Origin of the sequence: Natronomonas gomsonensis (assembly GCF_013391635.1) — an archaeon.
Taxonomy (GTDB): domain Archaea; phylum Halobacteriota; class Halobacteria; order Halobacteriales; family Haloarculaceae; genus Natronomonas; species Natronomonas gomsonensis_A.
Map to the genome: position 1 here is coordinate 1 of NZ_JACAWU010000001.1, position 19,101 is coordinate 19,101.

Genomic DNA, 19,101 nt, shown 5'->3' on the forward strand with positions numbered 1-19,101 from the left:
CGTAGGTCACGACCAAGAGGAGTCCGAGCCACCCGACGCTCAGATACGTTTCCCGGGTGAGGGCGGTAATCCCGTAGAGGAGGTCGGCCGGATTCCTCGTCAGGAGCTGAATGGAGAACTGGGGGAACGTACTCAGCACCAGAATCGAATACGCGAGGACGGTCACGACGCCGGCAGTCACGAGTCGGCCATCGGACGTGAGCGGATAGCCGAGTGCGTCGGGGAGTCCTCGGAGCCACGCCGGAGCCGCATCCCGCGTGGTACTCACGCGTCCAACACCCGGTCGAGCGCATTCGAGAAGGTGTCGTAGGGGTGTGCACCGACGAGTTTACCCGCCGCGTCGGCGTCGCGATTGTAGAGGACGAACCCGGGTGTCCCCCTGATTTCGACCGATTGGGCGACGCCGACGTTCGTCTCGATGGCGTCACGGATGGCGTCGCCGCGGGACTCCCGACAGCTGTCGACGGCCGAGACGGAAACGCCGTCGGTCCGTTCGGTGATGCTCCTGAACGTCGCCTCGTCGGCCCAGTCGTGTCCCGATTCCGATTGGGCGTCGAACGCTGCCTCGTGCCACCGCCAGAAGGCTTCGGGGTCGGTTCGTTCGACCGCCCGCCACACGCAGCGACTCCAGACGACCGCCGGCATCGAGTACTCCCCGATGTTCGGATACGGCAAGACGACGAGTCGCACGTCCCCGGTGTCGATGTACTCCGAGCCGACCTTGGGGAGGGTTTCGGTTTCGAACTTCTTGCAGAACGGACACAGGTAGTCCGTCCAGTAGTACACGTCGACCGTCGCTTCAGGGTCACCCACGAGCGGTCGGCCGGCGAGTTCGACACCGAATCCGGTCGTCTCCTCGCTGGTGTGGAACGTCTCCGGAACGTATTCGGGTTCGTCGGATTCAGAGCCGGATGCGAGGTACGCGACTCCACCGCCGAACAGGACCGTCGCACCGCCGGCGGCAATCGCCCGCCTGCGCGTAATCTTGCTCTTGCTATCCATTCACGTGCAATTGTCACTATCAAGCGTCATCGGTGTTTCGATTGTCCGACTTCGGTAGCGACTCACAAGGGCGAGTTCGTTCCCGCCGCCATCCATCCGAAGAACCCGAAAGGGGTTTGTCCCGAGAGCCCAATACTCCACAGGAATGACGCTCCCAATCGATCCGTCACAGATCAGCCCCGACGACATCGGTGAAGCCGAAGCGACCCTGGAGATGGACCACGAGGAAGCCATCGAACACGTCCGCGAGGTGTTCACCAACGCCGGGTTCGGCATCCCAGTCGAGTTCTCGCCCTCGGAGATGCTCAACGAGAAGGTCGACGCCGGCCGAGACCCCTACTACGTGCTCGGCGCCTGCAATCCGGCGGTTGCCGAGAAGGCGCTCGACGCGACCGACAACAAACTCGGCGCGCTGATGCCCTGCAACGTCGTCATCTGGGAGGAAAGTCCCGGCACCCAGCACGTCTATCACGTCTCGATTATGCGCATCGGCCGGCTCGTCGGCATGGCGCCCGACGACGAGGAGATGGCGGACATCGTGGCCGAGACCGGTGAACTCGTCGACGACGCCTTCGAGAACCTATAATGGGGTTCCACACCTTCGACGCCGACCGCGCCGACAAACTCGAAGAGGCGGGCAAGCGGTATCGGTTCCTCTCCGCCGAGGAGTTGCTCTGGGCGCTCTCACCGAGCGACGACGACCACGTCGCCGACTTCGGGAGCGGCACGGGGTTCTTCACCGACGACGTCGCCCCGCACGTGGACACCGTGCACGCAGTCGACGTTCAGGAGGCGATGCACGACTACTACCGGGAGAAAGGCGTCCCGGACAACGTCGAACTCGTGACGAGCGGCGTGGGCGACCTCCCGCTCGCCACCGGGAGCCTCGACGGGGCGTTCTCGACGATGACGTACCACGAATTCGCCAGCGACGAGGCGCTCGCCGAAATCGCTCGCGTGCTGAAAAGCGAGGGAACTCTCGCCATCGTCGACTGGGCCGCCTCGGGCGACGGGAGCTATGGACCGCCGGTCGACGAGCGGTTCACCGCCGAGGAAGCGGTCGATGCCCTCCGGGAGACGGGGTTCACCGTCACGCACGAGGCCGTTCGACCGGAAACGTTCCTGCTCACGGCGACGGCGCCGTCGGAGTAGCTACTGGGCCGAAACGCCTCGACAGAAAGTGGGACCGCCCGAATTTGAATCGGGGTTACAGCGTCCCAAACGCTGAAGGATACCAAGCTACCCCACGGTCCCGCATTCCTACCGAGGCCCCCCGAGCGTGAAAACGTTTCGTTCCGGGCCCCAAGGGCTATATCTTCGCACGGAGAATCGCGTCGATATGGTGACACCAGTCGAGATCGGCCTGTTCGTGCTCGTGTTGGCGCTGCTGTTCGGCGCCTATCGAGTCATCAAGGCCGTCAAACCGTTCATCGTCAACGCCGTCGTCGGCGTGATAATCCTGTTCGTAGCCAGTTTCCTCGGGGTGCCGATAGAGATAACGGCGGTGGCAGTACTCATCTGTGCCGTCGGCGGCGTCCCCGGCGCGATACTCGTCATCGCGTTGGCGTATCTCGACATCGCCTTCGTCGGGACGATGGCACCGCTCGTGGTGTAGGTCAGCAACCCGCAGTGGACGTGATGGAGTAGCACAAACGGCTGTTTGAGCTTAGGGTACCCCTTTGATATCCCCGTCCGTTCGCTCTCGTATGCGACACGCCACGGTGCCTCGCCGACTGTTCGAACCCCTCCGGGCGGCCACCGGAACGCTCCTCACTATCGTCGAGGGGATGGCGTTCTGGGCCGCCGCCGTCTTCCCGCTGGTGTACGTGGTCGCGGTCCTGCTGTACGACGCCGGTGTCGTCTCCGAAACCGAACTGGTCGCGTTGGTCGCGCTCAACGCCGTCTCGATAGTCGTCGGCCACCAGCACCGCTCACAGCCATGACGATGCGCCAACAGACCCACCCCTCCAGTCGCCTCCTCGAGTACCTCGAACGCCGCGCGGCCGACGGCGAGATATACGTCAAGAGTAAGTTCCTCGCCGAGGACCTCGACCTCTCGGCGTCCCAAATCGGCGTGTTGCTCGGCCGACTGCAGGACTCGACGGAGACCCTCGACATCGAGCAGTGGTCCTACACCAACGCGACGACGTGGCGCATCGCGCCCGCCGAGTAATCAGTGCTCGTCGCGGAGTTCGATTTCCGCGACGAGTTCGTAGGGGTCTGCGCCCTTCCGAATCGAATCGAGCATGGCGAAGGCCTCGTCGGGCGCGAGGAAGTGTTCGGTGACCGCCCGACCCAGCGGCGTCGGCCGGAAGCCGTCGATGAACTCGTATTCGATGAGTTTGCCGACGGCGTGTTTCGTCGGCACCTCCCCGACCATGCGGTCGTTGAGCGCCTTCGCTCGCTTGCCGGCGACGGTGATGTTGGCGAGCGTCTCCTCGATTGCGGCGGCCTCGTCGTAGCGGGTGACGACCGGCTCCATCTCCCCTTTCAGCAGTTTGAACGCCACCTCGTCTTCGGTCATCTCCATGGAACTGTGATACGAGCAGTCGGGTTCGACGAGCGTGTAGACGGTCCCTTTGTCGTGGTAGTCCGGGCGGCCCGCACGCCCCAGCATCTGCTCGAATTCCTGGACGGAGAGCCACTCGATGCCCATCGCCAGCGAGTCGAAGATGACCTGTGAGGCCGGGAAGTCGACACCGGCGGCGAGGGCCGCCGTGGTGACGACCGCCGCGAGGTCCTGCTCGCCGAACTGCCGTTCGACCTGCTTGCGGCGGCCGTAATCGAGGCCGGCGTGATACGGCGCCGAATCGTACTCGAGTTGCCGGGATATCTCGTGACAGCGCCGCCGGGAGTTCGTGAAGATAATCGTCTGTCCGCGATACCCCTTCGAGGATTTCGAGTCGAAGGCCCGCCGGACGAGTTTGTTCTCGATGTCCAACTTCTCGCCGCCGTCGGCGAAGGTGACGTGGCGCTCGATGGGAACCGGTCGTTCCTCGAACTCGATGAGTTGGGCGTCGAGTTTCCCGGCGAGGTCGCCGGGATTGCCGACCGTCGCGGAGAGGTAGACGTACTGGGTGTTGCAGTCGTTGCTCTCCGAGTAGTGCTTGAGTCGGGAGATGAGGCCGTCGAGGCGGTGGCCGCGTTCCTCCTCGCCCAGCGTGTGGACCTCGTCGATGACGACGGTGCCGATGTCGCCGAGGTCCTTGCCGGTCCGCAACGCGTGGTCGATGCCCTCGTAGGTGCCGACGATGACGTCCGCCCCGGGGTCGAAGCGGTTGCCCGAATCCCGGATGCGGGAGGCGCCGACCCGCAACGTCACGTCGAGTAAATCGCCGTAGTCGTCCTCGAAGTCCTCGTGTTTCTGGTTCGCCAGCGCCACGAGGGGAACGAGAAACAGCATCTTCCCCTTCCCTTTCAGCGCGCGGTCGATGCCGGCGAGTTCGCCGACTAGCGTCTTGCCGGTCGCCGTCGCGCTCACGACGAGCTGGTCGCGTCCCTCCAGGAGGTCGTTGTCGACGGCGAGACTCTGGACGGGCAGCAGGGTGTCGAACTCCTCGAGCCGAGATTTCAACTCCGGGTGTACGTCGATGTCGCTGGTCGGAACGAGGTCGATGTCGTCGGTCGTCGCCGAGATTTCGTCGAACTTCGTCAGTTCGGGGTCGAGTTGTCCCGAAAGCAGGTTCGCGACGCGTTCGAGGTCGCCGACCTCCAACAGGAGGTCCTCGAGGCGGTCCCGGGCGCCCGAGCGGAGGCCACGGTAGTTCGCCTCCCGTTCGAGTTCGCGTTTCGCACAGTCGAGACAGATGTGTTCGTTATCGTATTTGATAGCCGTCTCGGAGGTCAACGGCGAGTACCGGCCCTTGCCCGCACAGATACGGCAGGTCCGGACCTGCTTCGCGTCGAGTTGATACCCCTCCAGCATGGACTCGATGTCCCGGCGGCCCTCCCGAGAGGTCTGCTGGGAGATGCGGATGCGGCCGGCGCGGCGGGCCATCTCGACGAACTGCTCGGGGCGGCGCGGTATCTCGTCGTCGCCGTCCTTCACGCGGAAGCGGCCGGGACGGGGGCCGGCGCTCGTCTCCTTGAGGTCGAGACGGCCCTGTAGCAGTCGCTCGCCATCGCGGCGGATTACGACGGTGAAATCGTCACGCGCCTCGTGGAGGAACAGCGTGTCGACCTCGGCGACCTGCTGTGACACGAGAGAGTGTAGTGTATCGGGGTATTTCAGTCGTCCGGGACGGATGCAAACGGATGCCAATCGGCGAATCGGCGACCAATGTTATAATAACAATCGTGCGATATCCTAGCATACTGTGCTCCCGGTCGGTCGGGAGGGCGGGCAAGGAGGGAAAAACAGATGCCAACCTACGTCCACCTGATGGAACTCGGCAAAGAGAACCTCGAAACGATGGAGCGGAGTCCGGACAGACGGCAGGCCGCCCGCGAGCTGGTCGCCGACCACGGCGGGGAGCTACTGGCGTTCTACTACACGTTCGGCCGGTACGACGTGGTCGCAATCGCCGAGTACCCGGACGACGGTGCGGCCGCACGCGCCGCCATCACCTTCCGCGGCGAGGGCAACACGAGCGTCGAGACGCTGCCGGCGTTCACCGAAGCCGAGTGGGACGAGGAGGTCGTCGAGAAACTGGCGTGAGGAGAGCCTCACCGTCTCGGTGCGTCGACGCGCTTACTCCAAGAGTTCGATTGCGTCGTCGCCGTTCGGCACCGCACAGATGAACGCTCCCGGGTCGTCGCTTTCGTTGCGGTACCAGTGGACCGTCCCGGCGGGGATGTGTAGCGAGTCGCCGGCGGAGACGGTATACTCCACGTCTCCGAGCCCCACGACGTACTCGCCTTCGAGGACGTACTGTTCGTGTTCGATGTCGTTGGTATGTTTCGGCACCTCGGCGCCCGCTTCGAGGACGAACCGTCGCAACGCGAGGTTCGGCGCGCCGTGTTCGGGGCCGACGAGGACGCCCTTCGAGAGGCCCTCGGCGGCCGAGACGGGTTCGTACTCGATGTCGTCCGCACGGCGGACGAGCGGTCGGTCTGCTGTTGACTCCGGTTCGGACATGTTCGGGGCTACGAACCAGGGGAGTACGAACCCATCGGTCAGTCTTTTAATAGGGTCGCGGACCCACAAACACCCATGAAGAACTTTCGCGTCGGCAGCGCCTTCGGGATACCCATCAAATTGGACCTGACGTTCCTGCTGATTCTGCCGGTGTTCGCCTACCTCATCGGCATCCAGTTGGAGAGTCTCATCGAACTCCTCAACGCGCAGTTCACCGTCGCCTTCGACGCCAGCGTGCTCGCGGCATCGACCGGGACCCGCTTCGGTATCGGGCTGGCCGCGGCGCTGGGGCTGTTCTTCTGTGTCGTCCTCCACGAGTTCGGCCACTCGCTGGTGGCGCGTCGCTACGGCGTCCACATCGACTCGATTACGCTGTGGCTGCTCGGCGGCATCGCACAGATGCAGGAGATTCCCGAGGACTGGAAACAGGAGTTCAACATCGCCATCGCCGGCCCCATCGTTTCGGTGCTGGCCGGCGTCGCCGCCTACTTCGCCTTCCGGACGGTCCCCGACGGCGGCTTCCTGCTGGAAGCCACCCAGTTCACGCTCGCGTATCTCGCCATCATGAACATCGTGCTGGCGGTGTTCAACATGCTCCCGGGCTTTCCGATGGACGGCGGCCGCATCCTCCGGGCACTGTTGGCCCGGAACCGACCACACGCACAGGCGACCCAGCAGGCCGCCCGCGTCGGCCAACTGTTCGCCATCCTCCTGGGACTGTTCGGCCTGCTCATCAACTTCAATCCGTTTCTCATCGTGCTGGCGTTCTTCATCTACATCGCCGCCGCCTCGGAATCGACGCGGACGGTGATGAACGCCGCCTTCGATGGCGTCACCGTCAGCGACGTGATGACCCCCCGGGACCGACTCGACGTGGTCACCCCGAAGACGACCGTCGCCGAGTTGGTCGAACGGATGTTCCGAGACCGCCACACCGGCTACCCGGTCATGGAGGGTGACCGCGTCGCCGGCGTCGTCACCCTCGACGACGCCCGCGAAGTCGACGCAGTCGAACGCGACGCCTACCGCGTCGAAGACATCATGAGCCACGACATCCACGCCGTCGAACCGGACGTGCCGGTGATGACCGCCTTCGAGACGATGCAGCAGAACGGCGTCGGCCGCCTGCTCGTCATCGAGGGTGAAACCGCCGAGGAGTCCGGTCGTCTCGTCGGCCTGCTCTCCCGGACCGACGTGATGACCGCCCTCGACATCGTGAAGTCGGGTGGGTCGCCGAGTCGCCGCTCCGTCGGCGGCGACGCTCGTGGCGCCGAGGCACTGGACCGCGAGCGAGCCTGACGCCGAGCGACTTTTCTTCGCCGACCCGCTGGAGTCGGTGTGGACCTCCACGTCAGATACGAGGGCGACGACGACCCCGAGAAGTGCTCGGCTCGAAAGCTCGCGCGCTTCGACCTCGTTTCCCTCCATCGCTCGGCGCGGGCGACCCCGCCCGGTATCGTACTCGACCCCCACGCCGAGCAGGCGCTGTCGCCGGCCGATGCCGACGAAAGCGATGCCCTCGTCGCCCTCGACTGTTCGTGGGAAACCGCCGAAGCCGAGGCGTTCAAACTCGACGGGCCACATCGGGCGCTTCCCTTTCTCGTCGCCGCCAACCCGGTCAACTACGGGACGCCGTTTCAGTTGAACACCGTCGAGGCGTTCGCCGCGGCGCTGTGTATCCTCGGCGAGCGCGACCACGCCGAGGAACTGCTCGGGAAGTTCCGGTGGGGCCACACGTTCCTGGAGTTGAACGACGAACCCCTCCGGCGCTACGCCGACTGTGCGGATTCGGCCGAAGTCGTCGCCGTCCAATCGGAGTACCTCGACCGCGGCGAGGAGTGAGTCACCACCTGAATCCGACGGGGTCCGCGGGCGGGTCGAGCGGACTCGTTGGCAGGTTCTCCTCGAGGTCAGTCGCGTTGTACGCTCCCGGCGCCACGTCGTTCGGCGTCTCGGGGTAGAACAGCGAGGCGAGCAGTTGGATGTGTCCCCGACCGACGCCGAGTTCGAACTGCCCGCCGCCGTACATCGAGATTCCGTTTGTCTCGCAGTAGTCGATGGCGGCAAGCAGTGATTCGACGGTGCCGAACCGTGAGGGCTTGATGTTGAGCCAGTTCGGTTCGAACGGCAGCGCCTCGATGTCGTCGACGCTCGTTATCGGCGCGTCCCACGACAGTCGGTCGCTGACAGATTCGAGGATTGGTCGCGTTTCCTCGGTCACTGCGGGGTCCTCGATGACCGCTTCGGGAAACGTTTCGACGATGCGGCGATAGAGGTCGGGGTCGACGGAGCCATCGACGGTCGTTCCCTCGTAGTGGCCCTTCAAATCCAGCGTCCGGACGCCGCCGCGTTCGGCGACTGCGGCACAGAACGCTTCGTCCCACTCATCGGTGGGGTCGAGTTTGAACTCGGCGTCGGGAGCGACCGCCCGGATGTCGTCGAGGCGTTCGGGCGACTCCAGGCGCGTGCTGACGACGAACCGGACCGGGTCGTAACGCCGGTTCAAGACGCTTCCGAGGTCGGTGTCGGCCTGCCGCAGCGCCAAATCCAGCGCCGCGCTCTCGAAGCCCCACCGCCGGTAGTGGGCATCCGCCTCGTTGGTCGGCGGTTCGGGGAACAGCGAGAGTGAATCGAGGTGCGCCGAAAAGGAATCGAGCGTGTACTCCCCCGAAAGGTCGAGGCCGCCGTCTTCGTAGGTATCCTGAAACAGTCGCTGGTCGTCGGCGTCGTAGCCCACGTCCTCGCCGCGGCCGGTCTCTCCGTCGCCGGACAGCGAAATCGTCGTGGAAACGCGTGTGAATCCACTCGAAACGTCGCGCTGGGCAGCGTCGAGTTCGTAGCCGTCGACGACGAGCGGCAGGTCCGCGAGTCGGTCGTACATACCCCGGCTTCGATTGGGAGCCACCTAAACCCACGAGGAGGAGGGTCGAATCGATGGCACCGACGAAGGGAAAGGTTAAACGGCAGCGACCGCCTCGGAACTGGTATGGCTAGCTTCGAAGAGGCGGAAAAGCGCACCCTCGAGAAGATGATTTGCATGCGCTGTAACGCCCGAAACTCCAAGCGAGCGAAACGATGTCGGAAGTGCGGTTACAAGAACCTCCGCCCCAAGGCGAAGGAACGCCGCGCGGCCTAAACCGGCACTCGTTTCTCTCGTCAATCGCGTCCGACAGCCGTCGGCTCGTCGTCGCTACTCTTCGGGGTACTTCGGTTCCCGCTTCTCCGCTCGGCCGAGTGCCGTCTCCACCACGTCCCGAACGTCGCCGTGGAACACCTCGCCGTGGCCCGCGTACATGTGCTCGACGCCATCGCCCATCCGGTCGAGTAACGTCTCGATGCTCTCGATGAGCCGTTCTCTCGATTGGCCGGCCATGTCGGTGCGGCCGAAACTGCCGTAGTCGAAGGCGCCGTCGTCGTGGACGACCACGTCGCCGCTGAACAGCGTCGTCTCCGAGACGAAAGAGACGTGGTCGTCGGCGTGTCCCGGCGTGTACACCACGTCGAAGGCCTCGTCGCCGATGAACACCTGCTCGCCGTCGTCGAGGTCGCTGGCCCGGCGCGGGTGGTCGGCGTAGGCGTACAACGGCGCGTCGAAGGCGTCTAGCACGGCATCGAGTTGGGCGACGTGGTCGCCGTGCTGGTGGGTCAACACGACGGCGTCGAGGCCGTCGGTGTGTTCTCGAATGACGTCGACGACCCCGTCCATCGCACCCGCGTCGACGAGTACCGTTCGGTCCCCCTCGACGAGATACGCGTTGCAGGTGAACGTCTCCGCGTCCGCGGTTACGTTGGTTACGTCCATACCGACGCCACACGCTGTGGCGTATTGATGCTGGCGGCACCGAAAGCGACCCCGAGCGGCGCATCATTTACAATCATGAAACACATACCCACGGATGACCATGGGGTTCGGAAGCTACGACGAATCCGAACAGGAGTCCCAGCAAATCGACACCGACATCGAGGAAGACGGCCAGTCGACGCTGCCCACTCACGACGGCGAGGTCGAATTCGAGTACGACGACGCCTCCAGCGAGGACCTCCTGGAGACGTTCGAGGAAATCAAAGGGCAGTGAGGTGAAACCCGGCCGCCGCGCGCTCGGCATCGCGGAATCGTACCGCGGCACCGACGACGGCGCGAGTAGCACACTCGGTGGTGCGGTGGTCCGTGCTAACCGAGTCGTCGACGACTTCGTTTTCGGGTCGTGTACCGTCGGCGGCAGCGACGCCACCGCCGCCATTATCGACTGCTGGCGGCGTCTCGACCGCCCGGACGTGCGGTACGTGTTCGTCGCGGGCGTCGCCCTCGCGTGGTACAACACCCTCGACCTCGATGCGATTCACGAGGCGGCCGACCGACCCGTCGTCGCCGTCTCCTTCGAGGACAGCGAGGGGCTCTCCGAGGCCATCGAGGACGCCTTCGAGGGCCCCGAGCGCGAACGCCGCCTCGACAGCTATCGGGCGCTGCCGGAGCGGCGGCGTGTTACGGTCGATGGCCGGGACCTCTTCGTCCGGAGCGTCGGCCTCGATACCGACGATGCCGACGAAATCGTCGCGGCCTACACTCACGAACGCCGACCCGAACCGCTCCGCGTGGCGAAACGGGCGGCGCGGCGCGTCGACGCCATCCGCGGTGGGGCCGGCGGCGGGTTCCGGCGGGATTAACTCGCCCGAGAGCGACCGACCGCCATGGACGATATCGACGTACACGACTGCACCCGGTGTGAGGAGTTGTGTGCCTCCCGGAGCCGCATCGTCAACGGCGTCGGGGCGACGGACGCCGAGTTGCTGTTCGTCGGCGAGGCACCGGGGGCACAGGAGGACGCCGAGGGCGAACCGTTCGTCGGCCGCTCCGGCGACGTGCTGACCGAGGCGCTCCGGGACCGTGGGCTGGCACGTCGAGACGTTCGTATCACGAACTGCGTCCGCTGTCGGCCGCCGGAGAACCGCGACCCGACCGTCGAGGAACGAGAGAACTGCCGGGAGTACCTCGAAGGAGAAATCGATATCGTCGACCCTGCAGTCGTCGTGACGCTCGGGAAAGTACCCTCCGAGCATCTGCTGGAGCGGTCGGTCGCGGTGACGAAGGAGGCCGGCACGCTCCACGACGCCCGCATCGCCGGGTCGACGCGACGGCTGCTCGTCTGTGTTCACCCCGCGGCGACGCTGTACGACCCCAGCCAACGGGAGACGTTCGACGACGCCCTCGACGAAGCACTCGCCCTCGTCGACGACGAGGGGAGCGACGGCCAATCCCGGCTCGGAGATTTTTAAATACCCGGTTTACTGAGGCAGAAATTGACAAACCCATAAACACCTACTGGAGACGGTAACTATTAGAAAGGAGTGAACTACCCCACCCTACTCGCTCACCGCTGACGCGGTTCGCTCCTTGAGTGTGGGGCTTCCTGTTTCCACGACGCGCTTTGCAGATACGGGTGTATCCACAGGGAGCGCAGTCTCCACAGGCGTTGATTCGGAGTGAACCACTCCTACATCTTCGAGACCGCGAGAAAGAAGATTCCACGCCGCGTTCGCGTCCCTGTCCGCCTCGAACCCACACGAGGGACAGGAGTGTTCGCGCACCCACAGCGGCTTGTCTGTCTTGACACCACAGGCCGCGCATTCCTTCGTCGTCTCTTTCGGGTCAACCGCGATGAAGTGTGTCCCTTCGCGCTTGCACTTGTATTGGAGCATTCGTAGGAACGTTCCCCACGCCGCTCCCGCCCGGTTACGAGAGTTGCCCGGCAGTTCGACCAATCCCTTCGCGTCCAAGTCCTCAACCGCTACGAGGTCGTATCCTCTCGCGTAGTAGTTCGAGAGCTTGTGAAGGAAGTCTCGGCGCTTTCGCTTGAGGTTGGCGTGACGCTCGGCCACGACCTGCCGTTGTTTCTCCCAATTCGCAGACCCGTGTTCCTTCAGCGAGAGGTCGCGTTGGGCGCGTTCGAGCCGTTCGCGCTCCTCGCTGAAGTCGGGGCTTTTGATGGCGTACCCGTCGGTGTCGTGTGCGTACTTGAGAATCCCCACGTCGATTCCGACGACCTTCTCGGGATTCTCCGGTTTCTCTGGTGTATCCTCGTCCACGTCGATGCCGAACGTGGCATACCACTCGCCCGTGGGTTCTTGCTTGACCGTGACCTGTTTGATGGTCGCGTTCTCGGGAATGTCTCGGTGGAGGTGGATCGGAATATCGCCGATCTTGCTCAACCACAACGTAGGCCGACCACTCGTATTCTTGAGTTCGAAGCCGGACTGGTTGTAGGTGAGCGACCGATACTCCCGAGGCGGTTTCCACTTGAGCATCCCTACGGCGCGTCCGTTCTCCTTCTGTGCTTTGAGCGTGGAGAGATTGTCGTAGACGCGCTTGACGACCATCTGCAACACTTTCGAGTGAACGTCTCCGAGGGTGTCCCACCACTCTTTGAGGTCAGTGAGCGTGTCCTGTACCTCGTAACGAGTGGGAATCTCGTCTGCCTCGTTGAGTTTGTAGAGGACGTGGTTGTAGAGTTGCCTACAAGTATCGACGTGATGCAGAAGCGTCTCAGTGAGGGATTCTGGTGGGTCGAGTCGATACTTGTAGTTGTAGTGCATCTATGACTCTCGTTCTTCGATAAGTTCGTCCAGTTTCTCTTGAACGAACGAGGAAAGATTCAGGTGGTTATCCTGAATCCACTCCTCTTGGTCGTCTCGGATGGAGATGGTCTTTCGGGTCGTCACACCATAACTTACGTAATTTGCATAAAAGTAGTTTGTGGTTGACGTGGGCCTGTGGGCCAGCAACAAACAGGCGTATGAAAGATGATGACGGCGCTGTATCCCCTCCCTACTGCGCTACTCGGTCGCTTCGCTCTCTGCGTTGCTCCTTGAGGAAGGGGACTTAGCGCCTGAATACAGTTAAACGAGAGTCGTCACAGTTGATTGGTATGTCGAAGGGGTCCGCCATCAATCGACGTTCAGTGCTCAAAACGACCGGTGCAGCGGGTATTTTCGGACTGGCTGGCTGTATCGGCGGCAACGGCGGCGGAAACGGCAACGGCAATGGAAACGGCAACGGTAACGGCGGAACGCGAGGCGAAAGCGATGGCCCCACCGAGGTCCGGTTCATTCTGAACCCGGCGGAGGCTGACGTGGACATCTCCGAGCAGTACCAGCCGATGTTCGAGTACCTCGAATCCGAGGTCGACGTGACCATCGACCCGGTCGAAACCGCGAGTTACGCGGCGACGCTGCAGGAGATTCGCCGCGACGGCGGCGAAATCGCCGACACCTCGCCGTCGGCGGCGGTCGCCGGCGAGGACGTGGCGGACGTCATCGGCATCCGCGTCGCCTTCGGCGCCGCCCAGTACTTCTCGCTCATCACGACGACGCCCGACGATAACGGCGTCGACGAACTCGCCGAACTCGAAGGTCAGGAAGTCGCCATGGGCGCGACGCTGTCGGTCAGCGGCACGCTCGTCCCGATGGTGTTGCTGAAAAACGCCGGACTGGACGTGGGGACGGCCCCGGACGGCGACGCCGAGGATTTCACCGCCCGGTACTCCGACCACTCGACGGCGCGTGATCAACTCATCAACAACCCTTCGATTGCGGCGGCGACGACGGGTGCGTTCTCGACGGCACCGCACGTGCCCCAAGAGCAGTTCGACGAGATGTCGCAGGACTTCGTCGACATCTCCGCGGAGTACGAAAGCGCCGGGTCGGCGACCGACGAGGCCGAACTGAAACTGCTGGCCGTCTCCGACCCGCTGCCGCGGGCGCCGCTGATGTCGCGGTCGAACTGGGACGACCCGGTTCGAGAAGACATCGAGCAGGCCATCCTCGATGCGACCGAGGAGGACCTCTCCCACGGCGAGGACTACGACGGCGAACCGCTGTGGTTCACCGGCGTCGAACCCGGCACGAGCGAGGACTTCGAGCCGATTGCCGACGTACTCGACGAACTCGGCCTCGAGTTCGAGGACATCTCGTAACGTCGTCGAATCACACGTTCAATGACACGAATCACGGTCGATAGCCTCACGAAGGAGTACGGCGACACCGTCGCCTTAGACGACGTTTCCTTCGAGATTCCCGAAGGCGAGTTCGTCGTCGTGTTGGGCGTCTCGGGGTCGGGAAAGTCGACGCTGTTGCGGTGTCTGAACGGCCTGACGGACCCGACCGGAGGGGAAATCGTCGTCGGCGACGAGGAGGTCACCAGCCTCCGACGCGACGTGGCGATGATTTTCCAGCAACACAACATCATCGGCCAGATGACCGCCTACTCCAACGCCCTGACCGGTTCGCTGGGTCGGAACCGCTTTTTGACGAGTCTGTTCCAACTACAGGACCGCGAGGAGAAACTGCGGGCGCTGCGCGCACTCGACACCGTCGGTCTCTTGAACGAGTCCCAACAGAAGGCTCGGCGGATGAGCGGCGGCCAACAGCAGCGCGTCGGCATCGCCCGCGCGTTGGTACAGGAGCCGTCGGTGCTTCTGGCCGACGAACCCGTCGCGAGTCTCGACCCCGGCAGCGCCCAGCAGGTGATGGGCTATCTCCGGACTGCCGCCGAGGAACGCGGCCTCACGGCCGTCATCAGCCTCCACCAGGTGAACCTCGCACGGAAGTTCGGTCAGCGGTTCATCGGCCTCCGGGACGGACAGAAGGTGTTCGACGGCTACCGCGAGGAGATGACCATGGACATCGTCGACGAGATTTACGGCGACATCGACACCGAAGGGATGCTTGCCGAGACCGAGACCGAAACTGGCGGCGGTTCGCCGGACAGTACAGTCGACGAACCGACTACAGATGAGGGGTCGACCGAGGCATGAGCGAGGAATCGACCGTCGAGGAACACGGTGAAAACCGGTTCACAGAGCAACTCGACCGCATTCGTGCGGCCCGAAAGACCCGCGCTATCGGTGGACTCCTGCTCATCGCGTTCATCGGGTTCCTGTTCGTCCAGGCGCTCAGCGCCGCCGGCATCCTGACCACCGAGTACACGACCGGGTTCTTCCTCGAATCGCTTCGGGACTTCTTCCCACTCGCCTACTTCGGCATCGTCATCCCCCTCACCGAATGGATTGGATTCTCGGTGACGGTTCCGTACGTCGGTTGGACGCTATCGTACTCCGGCCCGATTTCGTTCTCGATTCCGTATCTCGACATCGGCCAGTACTGGGCGTTCATCGTCGAGCGCAACCTGCTGTTCAGCGGCGAGGACGCGGCGATGATGCTTTCCGACCCCGTCGGGTTCTTCTTCGGTGGGGAACTCGGCGTCTTCTCGGTGTTCGGCGTCGCAGGCATCACGCTCGCGATGGGCTTTGCCGGGACGATTATCGGCTTCCCGCTGGCGCTGCTGTTCGGCGTTCTCGGCTCCGAGCGCGTGCTTCCGTTCCCGCTGAACTTCGTCTTCCGCGGGACGATGTCGGCCATCCGCGCCATTCCCGCGCTCGTGTGGATTCTCATCTTCATTCCGCTTGCGGGTCTCAACCCGGTATCGGCAGTCCTCGCCATCGGTACCGACACCGTCGGGAACCTCGGCCGACTGTTCACCGACGAACTCGAGGAAATCGAGGAAGGACCCATCGAGGCGATGGAGACCACCGGCGCCAACCGCATCCAGACGGTCACCTTCGGCATGCTGAGCCAGGTGACGACCCCCTACATCGCGTGGACCCTGTACATCTTCGAAATCAACGTCCGCATCGCGGTGTCGCTGGGCGTCTACGGTGGCGGCGGACTGGGACAGGTCGTCGAGACCCAAATCGGCCTCTTCCAGTTCACCAACACCATGGCGACGCTGCTGTGTATCTTCCTGCTCATCATCTCCGTCGAGTTGTTCAGCCAGCGCATCCGCGCGCGCCTGCGTTCTGACACCGAAGTGATGAGCCTGAAGGAACTGATATTCGGGTTCCCCCGTCGGTTCGCCGACTCGCTGCTGCGGTAACCGCGGGGATGGAAACCCACTTTGCCCCCGCCCGCCCACGGACGAGTATGAGCACCACCCAACGGAGCGCCGAGGTCGTCCTCGTCGACTACGGGCTCGGGAACCTCCGGAGTGCGACCCGGGGGCTCGAACGCGCTGGCGCCGAGGTGACGCTGACCGACGACCCAGCCGACTTCGATACCGCCGACGGCATCGTCCTGCCGGGCGTCGGCGCGTTCAGCGAGGGCATGGACAACGCCGGCCCGTTCCGTGAGCCACTCGTCGAGGCCGCCGCCGACGGCAAACCGCTGTTCGGCATCTGTCTCGGGATGCAGATGCTGCTGACCTCCAGCGAGGAGGCCGAACACGTCGGACAGGGCGACGTGGAGGGCCTCGATTTGATTCCGGGCCGCAACGTCCGCTTCGACGAGGGCCAGAAGGTCCCGCACATGGGCTGGAACGAACTGTCCGTCCAGCGCGAGCATCCCATCGCGGAGGGCGTCGACGGCGACTACGCCTACTTCGTCCACTCCTACTACGCATCCCCCGACAGCGACGACGCCGTCGTCGCGACGACCGACTACGATATCGACTTCCCGGCCATCGTCGCAAACGAGGCCGGCAACGTCTTCGGAACGCAGTTCCACCCCGAGAAGTCCGGCGAGACAGGCCTCCGCATCCTCCGGAACTTCGTCGACTACTGTATCGAACGGTAACGAAACCCGCCAAACCGGCAGTACTGAACGGAGGAAAGAACGGCGCTGTTGAAATCTGTTTGTTAGCCCCTATTCGCAGTGAAAGGGTCGTTACGTAGGACTGCGAACCTGACGCTCTCGGTTCGGTACTTCTAGGTATGGAGTAGCGGTCGCTCCTCGGTAGTAGAGTGACGGGGTAGGTCAGCCAGCGGCAACTACACGTGGAAACCACGTGAATTGAAAGGTGGCTGTCTGACCGTGCCGTCTGTGTTCTTCTCTCTGCTACCGCTACAAAACCCCTCCGGTACCAACCGGATGCGTGTCGGGTGTTCGAGAAACTCGGTCTGAGCGCAACGACATCTCTACTCCAGATGCGTCTCTCGCTGAGGATTTCAACAGAGCCGAAAGAGAGTGCCGCAGGCGCGCGGAGCGCGACCGGAGGCCGAAAACGTTCGTTTAGAAGGTCTCGAGGTACTGGTCGAGTTCCCACTCGGAGACTTCGACGAGGTACTCCTTGAACTCGGCCTCTTTGGCTTCGACGAACTTCGGACCGACGTGGTCGCCGAGCGCGTTGTAAATCGCTTCGTCTTCCTTGAGCGCCTCGACGGCCTCGCCGAGGTTCGTCGGGAGCGTCTCGATGCCGTACTCCTCGCGTTTGTCCTCGTCGAAGTCGTAGATGTTCTCCCGGACCGGGTCGGGGCAGTCGAGGCCCTCCTCGATGCCGTCGAGACCGGCGTGGATGAGCGCGGCGAAGGCGAGATACGGGTTACACGACGGGTCGGGGAAGCGAGCCTCGATGCGGGAGGCGGCCGGCACGCGGGCGGCCGGCTTACGGATGAGCGCCGAGCGGTTGCGGTCGGACCACGCGACGTAGACAGGGGCCTCGTAGCCGGGGACCAGACGCTTGTAGCTGTTCACCGTCGGGTTGGTGATGGCGGTAATCGCCGGGGCGTGTTCGAGGATGCCCGCGGTGAACTGCTTGGCCTCCTCGCTGAGGTCGAACTCGTCGTCGCCGTCGTGGAAGGCGTTCTCGCCGTCCTCGGTGAACAGCGAGATGTGGGTGTGCATCCCCGAGCCGTTGATTCGGGCGATGGGTTTCGGCATGAACGTCGCATGGAGGTCGTGTTGGGCCGCGATGGCGCGGACGACCGTCCGGAAGGTGCCGACATTGTCGGCCGTCGTCAGGGCGTCGTCGTACTCGAAGTTGATTTCGTGTTGACCCTGTGCGACCTCGTGGTGGCTGGCTTCGATATCGAAGCCCATGTCCTCCAGCCCGTATATGATGTCGCGGCGAACGTCGGAGGCGAGGTCCTTCGGCGCGAGGTCGAAGTAGCCACCGGCGTCGTTCGTCTTCGTCGTCGCGCGGCCGTCTTCGTCCTCCTCGAACAGGAAGAACTCCGGTTCGGGCGCGGCGTTGACCTTGTAGCCCATGTCGTGGGCGCGCTGCAGGGCCTGCTTCAGGATGTACCGCGGGTCACCCTCGAAGGGTTCGCCCGTCGAGGTGTTGTACACGTCACAAATCATCCGGGCGGAGGCGTGTTCGTCGGTGTTCCGCCACGGCAGCACGGCGAACGTGCTCGCGTCGGGGATGAGCCGCATGTCCGATTCCTGGATGCGGACGAACCCTTCGATAGAGGAGCCGTCGAAGTAGATACCTTCCGTGAATGCCTTCTCGGCCTGTTCGGCGGGAACGGAGACGTTCTTCACCGTGCCGAGGATGTCGGTGAACTGCAGGCGAAGGAAGTCGACGTTCTTCTCTTCGATTTCGTCGAGGACGCTCTGTGCTTCCGGGGTGAGACCACCGTCGGTTGCTACGTTGTCGTTCGTCATTTCTCGTCGTCTGTGCGGATGAGTGCCTATACTAAAACCTTGCTGCTCTGCGCAAACCTCACCTCATTGCTCATAGAACTGTATAATCGTAAACTTCTAAAGTGTCCAGTCGGTACTGGGATGTAATGACGTACGAAAATCTCGACCGCAAGTTGGTGAACGCACTCTTGGACGACGGCCGCGCCTCGCTTCGCTCCCTCGGTGAGGACCTCGACGTCTCGGTGACGACCGTCTCGAATCACATCTCCGACCTCGAAGACGAGGGGATAATCCAGGGGTACGCCCCCATCGTCGACTACGGCGAGTTGGGCTACGACGTGACCGCGGTCATCCAGATGAAAGTCGAGGGGAGTGCCCTCCCCGAGATCACCGACCGGCTCGCGGACCACAAACACATGGTGTCGGTGTACGAGGTCACCGGCGACCACGACATCATCGCCATCGGGAAGTTCACCGACACCGACCACATGAACGAGCAGATCAAGGAACTCCTCATCGACCCCGATATCAAGGAGTCCAACACCTCGGTCGTGCTCAACACCGTCACCGAAAACGAGCAGTTCGACCTCGACTTCGAGTAGGTCGATTCC

General features: G+C 63.5%; 25 protein-coding genes, 1 tRNA gene and 1 pseudogene. 17 read left to right on the top strand and 10 right to left on the bottom strand.

From position 1 onward, the window contains the following. Nucleotides 1–268 (bottom strand): annotated as a pseudogene (locus HWX69_RS00005) (hypothetical protein); the annotation flags it as partial. Then, nucleotides 265–1,002, bottom strand: coding sequence for a DsbA family protein (locus tag HWX69_RS00010; protein WP_178915034.1), 738 nt, complete (start codon nt 1,000–1,002; stop codon nt 265–267). The gene HWX69_RS00010 and the pseudogene HWX69_RS00005, both read right to left, overlap by 4 nt. Before the next feature lie 145 nt (nt 1,003–1,147). Between HWX69_RS00010 and HWX69_RS00015 the strand changes: the two genes are divergently transcribed. Together HWX69_RS00015 and HWX69_RS00020 are read left to right on the top strand one after the other, a co-directional pair. Beyond that, nucleotides 1,148–1,588 carry a DUF302 domain-containing protein gene (locus tag HWX69_RS00015; protein ID WP_178915035.1) on the top strand — a complete coding sequence of 147 codons (441 nt, stop codon included), beginning with the start codon at nt 1,148–1,150 and terminating at the stop codon, nt 1,586–1,588. Further along, nucleotides 1,588–2,154 carry a class I SAM-dependent methyltransferase gene (locus HWX69_RS00020; protein ID WP_178915036.1) on the top strand — a complete coding sequence of 189 codons (567 nt, stop codon included), beginning with the start codon at nt 1,588–1,590 and terminating at the stop codon, nt 2,152–2,154. Before HWX69_RS00015 ends, HWX69_RS00020 begins: the two co-directional genes overlap by 1 nt. A 29-nt stretch (nt 2,155–2,183) precedes the next feature. Here HWX69_RS00020 and HWX69_RS00025 read toward each other — a convergent pair. Continuing rightward, nucleotides 2,184–2,256: transfer RNA gene (locus tag HWX69_RS00025), tRNA-Pro, on the bottom strand. A gap of 85 nt (nt 2,257–2,341) precedes the next feature. Between HWX69_RS00025 and HWX69_RS00030 the strand changes: the two genes are divergently transcribed. The 3 genes from HWX69_RS00030 (at nt 2,342) to HWX69_RS00040 (ending at nt 3,175) form a co-directional block, all read left to right on the top strand. Next, on the top strand, nt 2,342–2,617 hold the full coding sequence (locus tag HWX69_RS00030; RefSeq protein ID WP_178915037.1) for a pro-sigmaK processing inhibitor BofA family protein: 276 nt from the start codon (nt 2,342–2,344) through the stop codon (nt 2,615–2,617). 91 nt (nt 2,618–2,708) lie between these two features. Further along, on the top strand, nt 2,709–2,945 hold the full coding sequence (locus tag HWX69_RS00035) for a hypothetical protein (protein ID WP_178915038.1): 237 nt from the start codon (nt 2,709–2,711) through the stop codon (nt 2,943–2,945). Beyond that, nucleotides 2,942–3,175 carry a DUF7123 family protein gene (locus tag HWX69_RS00040; protein ID WP_178915039.1) on the top strand — a complete coding sequence of 78 codons (234 nt, stop codon included), beginning with the start codon at nt 2,942–2,944 and terminating at the stop codon, nt 3,173–3,175. Before HWX69_RS00035 ends, HWX69_RS00040 begins: the two co-directional genes overlap by 4 nt. On the opposite strand, the gene HWX69_RS00045 is transcribed toward HWX69_RS00040, so the two are convergent. After that, complete coding sequence (locus HWX69_RS00045) at nt 3,176–5,203, bottom strand: DEAD/DEAH box helicase (protein WP_178915040.1); 2,028 nt, start codon at nt 5,201–5,203, stop codon at nt 3,176–3,178. Nucleotides 5,204–5,362: 159 nt separating this feature from the next. On the opposite strand from HWX69_RS00045, the gene HWX69_RS00050 reads away from it, so the two are divergent. Then, on the top strand, nt 5,363–5,659 hold the full coding sequence (locus HWX69_RS00050) for a GYD domain-containing protein (protein WP_178915041.1): 297 nt from the start codon (nt 5,363–5,365) through the stop codon (nt 5,657–5,659). A 33-nt stretch (nt 5,660–5,692) separates the two neighbouring features. On the opposite strand, the gene HWX69_RS00055 is transcribed toward HWX69_RS00050, so the two are convergent. Continuing rightward, nucleotides 5,693–6,079 carry a cupin domain-containing protein gene (locus tag HWX69_RS00055; RefSeq protein ID WP_178915042.1) on the bottom strand — a complete coding sequence of 129 codons (387 nt, stop codon included), beginning with the start codon at nt 6,077–6,079 and terminating at the stop codon, nt 5,693–5,695. 75 nt (nt 6,080–6,154) lie between these two features. Here HWX69_RS00055 and HWX69_RS00060 point away from each other — a divergent pair, with 75 nt between their 5' ends. Continuing rightward, nucleotides 6,155–7,378 (top strand): site-2 protease family protein, encoded by a 1,224-nt coding sequence (locus HWX69_RS00060; protein ID WP_178915043.1) that lies wholly within the window; start codon nt 6,155–6,157, stop codon nt 7,376–7,378. 39 nt (nt 7,379–7,417) lie between these two features. Beyond that, nucleotides 7,418–7,921: a DUF367 family protein gene (locus HWX69_RS00065; RefSeq protein ID WP_178915044.1), complete on the top strand. Its 504-nt coding sequence runs from the start codon at nt 7,418–7,420 to the stop codon at nt 7,919–7,921. A gap of 1 nt (nt 7,922) precedes the next feature. Here the strand turns inward: HWX69_RS00065 and HWX69_RS00070 are convergent, their stop codons facing one another. After that, nucleotides 7,923–8,960, bottom strand: coding sequence for an enolase-like domain-containing protein (locus HWX69_RS00070; RefSeq protein WP_178915045.1), 1,038 nt, complete (start codon nt 8,958–8,960; stop codon nt 7,923–7,925). Between the two features lie 105 nt (nt 8,961–9,065). Between HWX69_RS00070 and HWX69_RS00075 the strand changes: the two genes are divergently transcribed. Continuing rightward, nucleotides 9,066–9,215, top strand: coding sequence for a 50S ribosomal protein L40e (locus HWX69_RS00075; protein WP_178915046.1), 150 nt, complete (start codon nt 9,066–9,068; stop codon nt 9,213–9,215). A 54-nt stretch (nt 9,216–9,269) separates the two neighbouring features. Here the strand turns inward: HWX69_RS00075 and HWX69_RS00080 are convergent, their stop codons facing one another. Further along, nucleotides 9,270–9,881 (bottom strand): MBL fold metallo-hydrolase, encoded by a 612-nt coding sequence (locus tag HWX69_RS00080; protein ID WP_178915047.1) that lies wholly within the window; start codon nt 9,879–9,881, stop codon nt 9,270–9,272. A 100-nt stretch (nt 9,882–9,981) separates the two neighbouring features. Here HWX69_RS00080 and HWX69_RS00085 point away from each other — a divergent pair, with 100 nt between their 5' ends. From HWX69_RS00085 to HWX69_RS00095, 3 genes are read left to right on the top strand one after another with little or no spacing between them, the layout of a single operon-like run. Continuing rightward, nucleotides 9,982–10,155, top strand: a complete 174-nt coding sequence (locus HWX69_RS00085) for a DUF5786 family protein (protein ID WP_178916569.1) — start codon at nt 9,982–9,984, stop codon at nt 10,153–10,155. A gap of 1 nt (nt 10,156) precedes the next feature. Next, nucleotides 10,157–10,744, top strand: coding sequence for an endonuclease dU (locus HWX69_RS00090; protein ID WP_178915048.1), 588 nt, complete (start codon nt 10,157–10,159; stop codon nt 10,742–10,744). Between the two features lie 24 nt (nt 10,745–10,768). Next, entirely contained in the window at nt 10,769–11,353 is a 585-nt protein-coding gene (locus HWX69_RS00095; protein ID WP_178915049.1) for a uracil-DNA glycosylase, read from the top strand. A gap of 87 nt (nt 11,354–11,440) precedes the next feature. Here the strand turns inward: HWX69_RS00095 and HWX69_RS00100 are convergent, their stop codons facing one another. Continuing rightward, nucleotides 11,441–12,670 (bottom strand): RNA-guided endonuclease InsQ/TnpB family protein, encoded by a 1,230-nt coding sequence (locus HWX69_RS00100; protein ID WP_178915050.1) that lies wholly within the window; start codon nt 12,668–12,670, stop codon nt 11,441–11,443. Beyond that, a complete protein-coding gene (locus HWX69_RS18220; RefSeq protein ID WP_281361526.1) occupies nt 12,671–12,796 on the bottom strand; it encodes a hypothetical protein in 126 nt (41 codons plus the stop codon). Between the two features lie 206 nt (nt 12,797–13,002). Between HWX69_RS18220 and HWX69_RS00105 the strand changes: the two genes are divergently transcribed. The 4 genes from HWX69_RS00105 to hisH are packed head-to-tail and all read left to right on the top strand — an operon-like array spanning nt 13,003 to nt 16,702. Beyond that, the gene (locus HWX69_RS00105) at nt 13,003–14,049 is read left to right on the top strand and encodes a PhnD/SsuA/transferrin family substrate-binding protein (RefSeq protein WP_178915051.1); all 1,047 of its coding nucleotides are present in this window, start codon (nt 13,003–13,005) and stop codon (nt 14,047–14,049) included. 21 nt (nt 14,050–14,070) lie between these two features. Then, nucleotides 14,071–14,889 (top strand): phosphonate ABC transporter ATP-binding protein, encoded by an 819-nt coding sequence (gene phnC / locus HWX69_RS00110; RefSeq protein ID WP_178915052.1) that lies wholly within the window; start codon nt 14,071–14,073, stop codon nt 14,887–14,889. After that, nucleotides 14,886–16,007: an ABC transporter permease subunit gene (locus HWX69_RS00115; protein WP_218644642.1), complete on the top strand. Its 1,122-nt coding sequence runs from the start codon at nt 14,886–14,888 to the stop codon at nt 16,005–16,007. Before phnC ends, HWX69_RS00115 begins: the two co-directional genes overlap by 4 nt. 47 nt (nt 16,008–16,054) lie before the next feature. Next, a complete protein-coding gene (hisH, locus tag HWX69_RS00120; protein WP_178915053.1) occupies nt 16,055–16,702 on the top strand; it encodes an imidazole glycerol phosphate synthase subunit HisH in 648 nt (215 codons plus the stop codon). A 435-nt stretch (nt 16,703–17,137) separates the two neighbouring features. Here hisH and glnA read toward each other — a convergent pair whose 3' ends face one another. After that, nucleotides 17,138–18,511 carry a type I glutamate--ammonia ligase gene (gene glnA / locus HWX69_RS00125; RefSeq protein WP_178915054.1) on the bottom strand — a complete coding sequence of 458 codons (1,374 nt, stop codon included), beginning with the start codon at nt 18,509–18,511 and terminating at the stop codon, nt 17,138–17,140. A 125-nt stretch (nt 18,512–18,636) separates the two neighbouring features. Between glnA and lrp the strand changes: the two genes are divergently transcribed. Further along, nucleotides 18,637–19,092, top strand: coding sequence for an HTH-type transcriptional regulator Lrp (gene lrp / locus HWX69_RS00130; protein ID WP_178915055.1), 456 nt, complete (start codon nt 18,637–18,639; stop codon nt 19,090–19,092). Nucleotides 19,093–19,101: the final 9 nt, after the last annotated feature.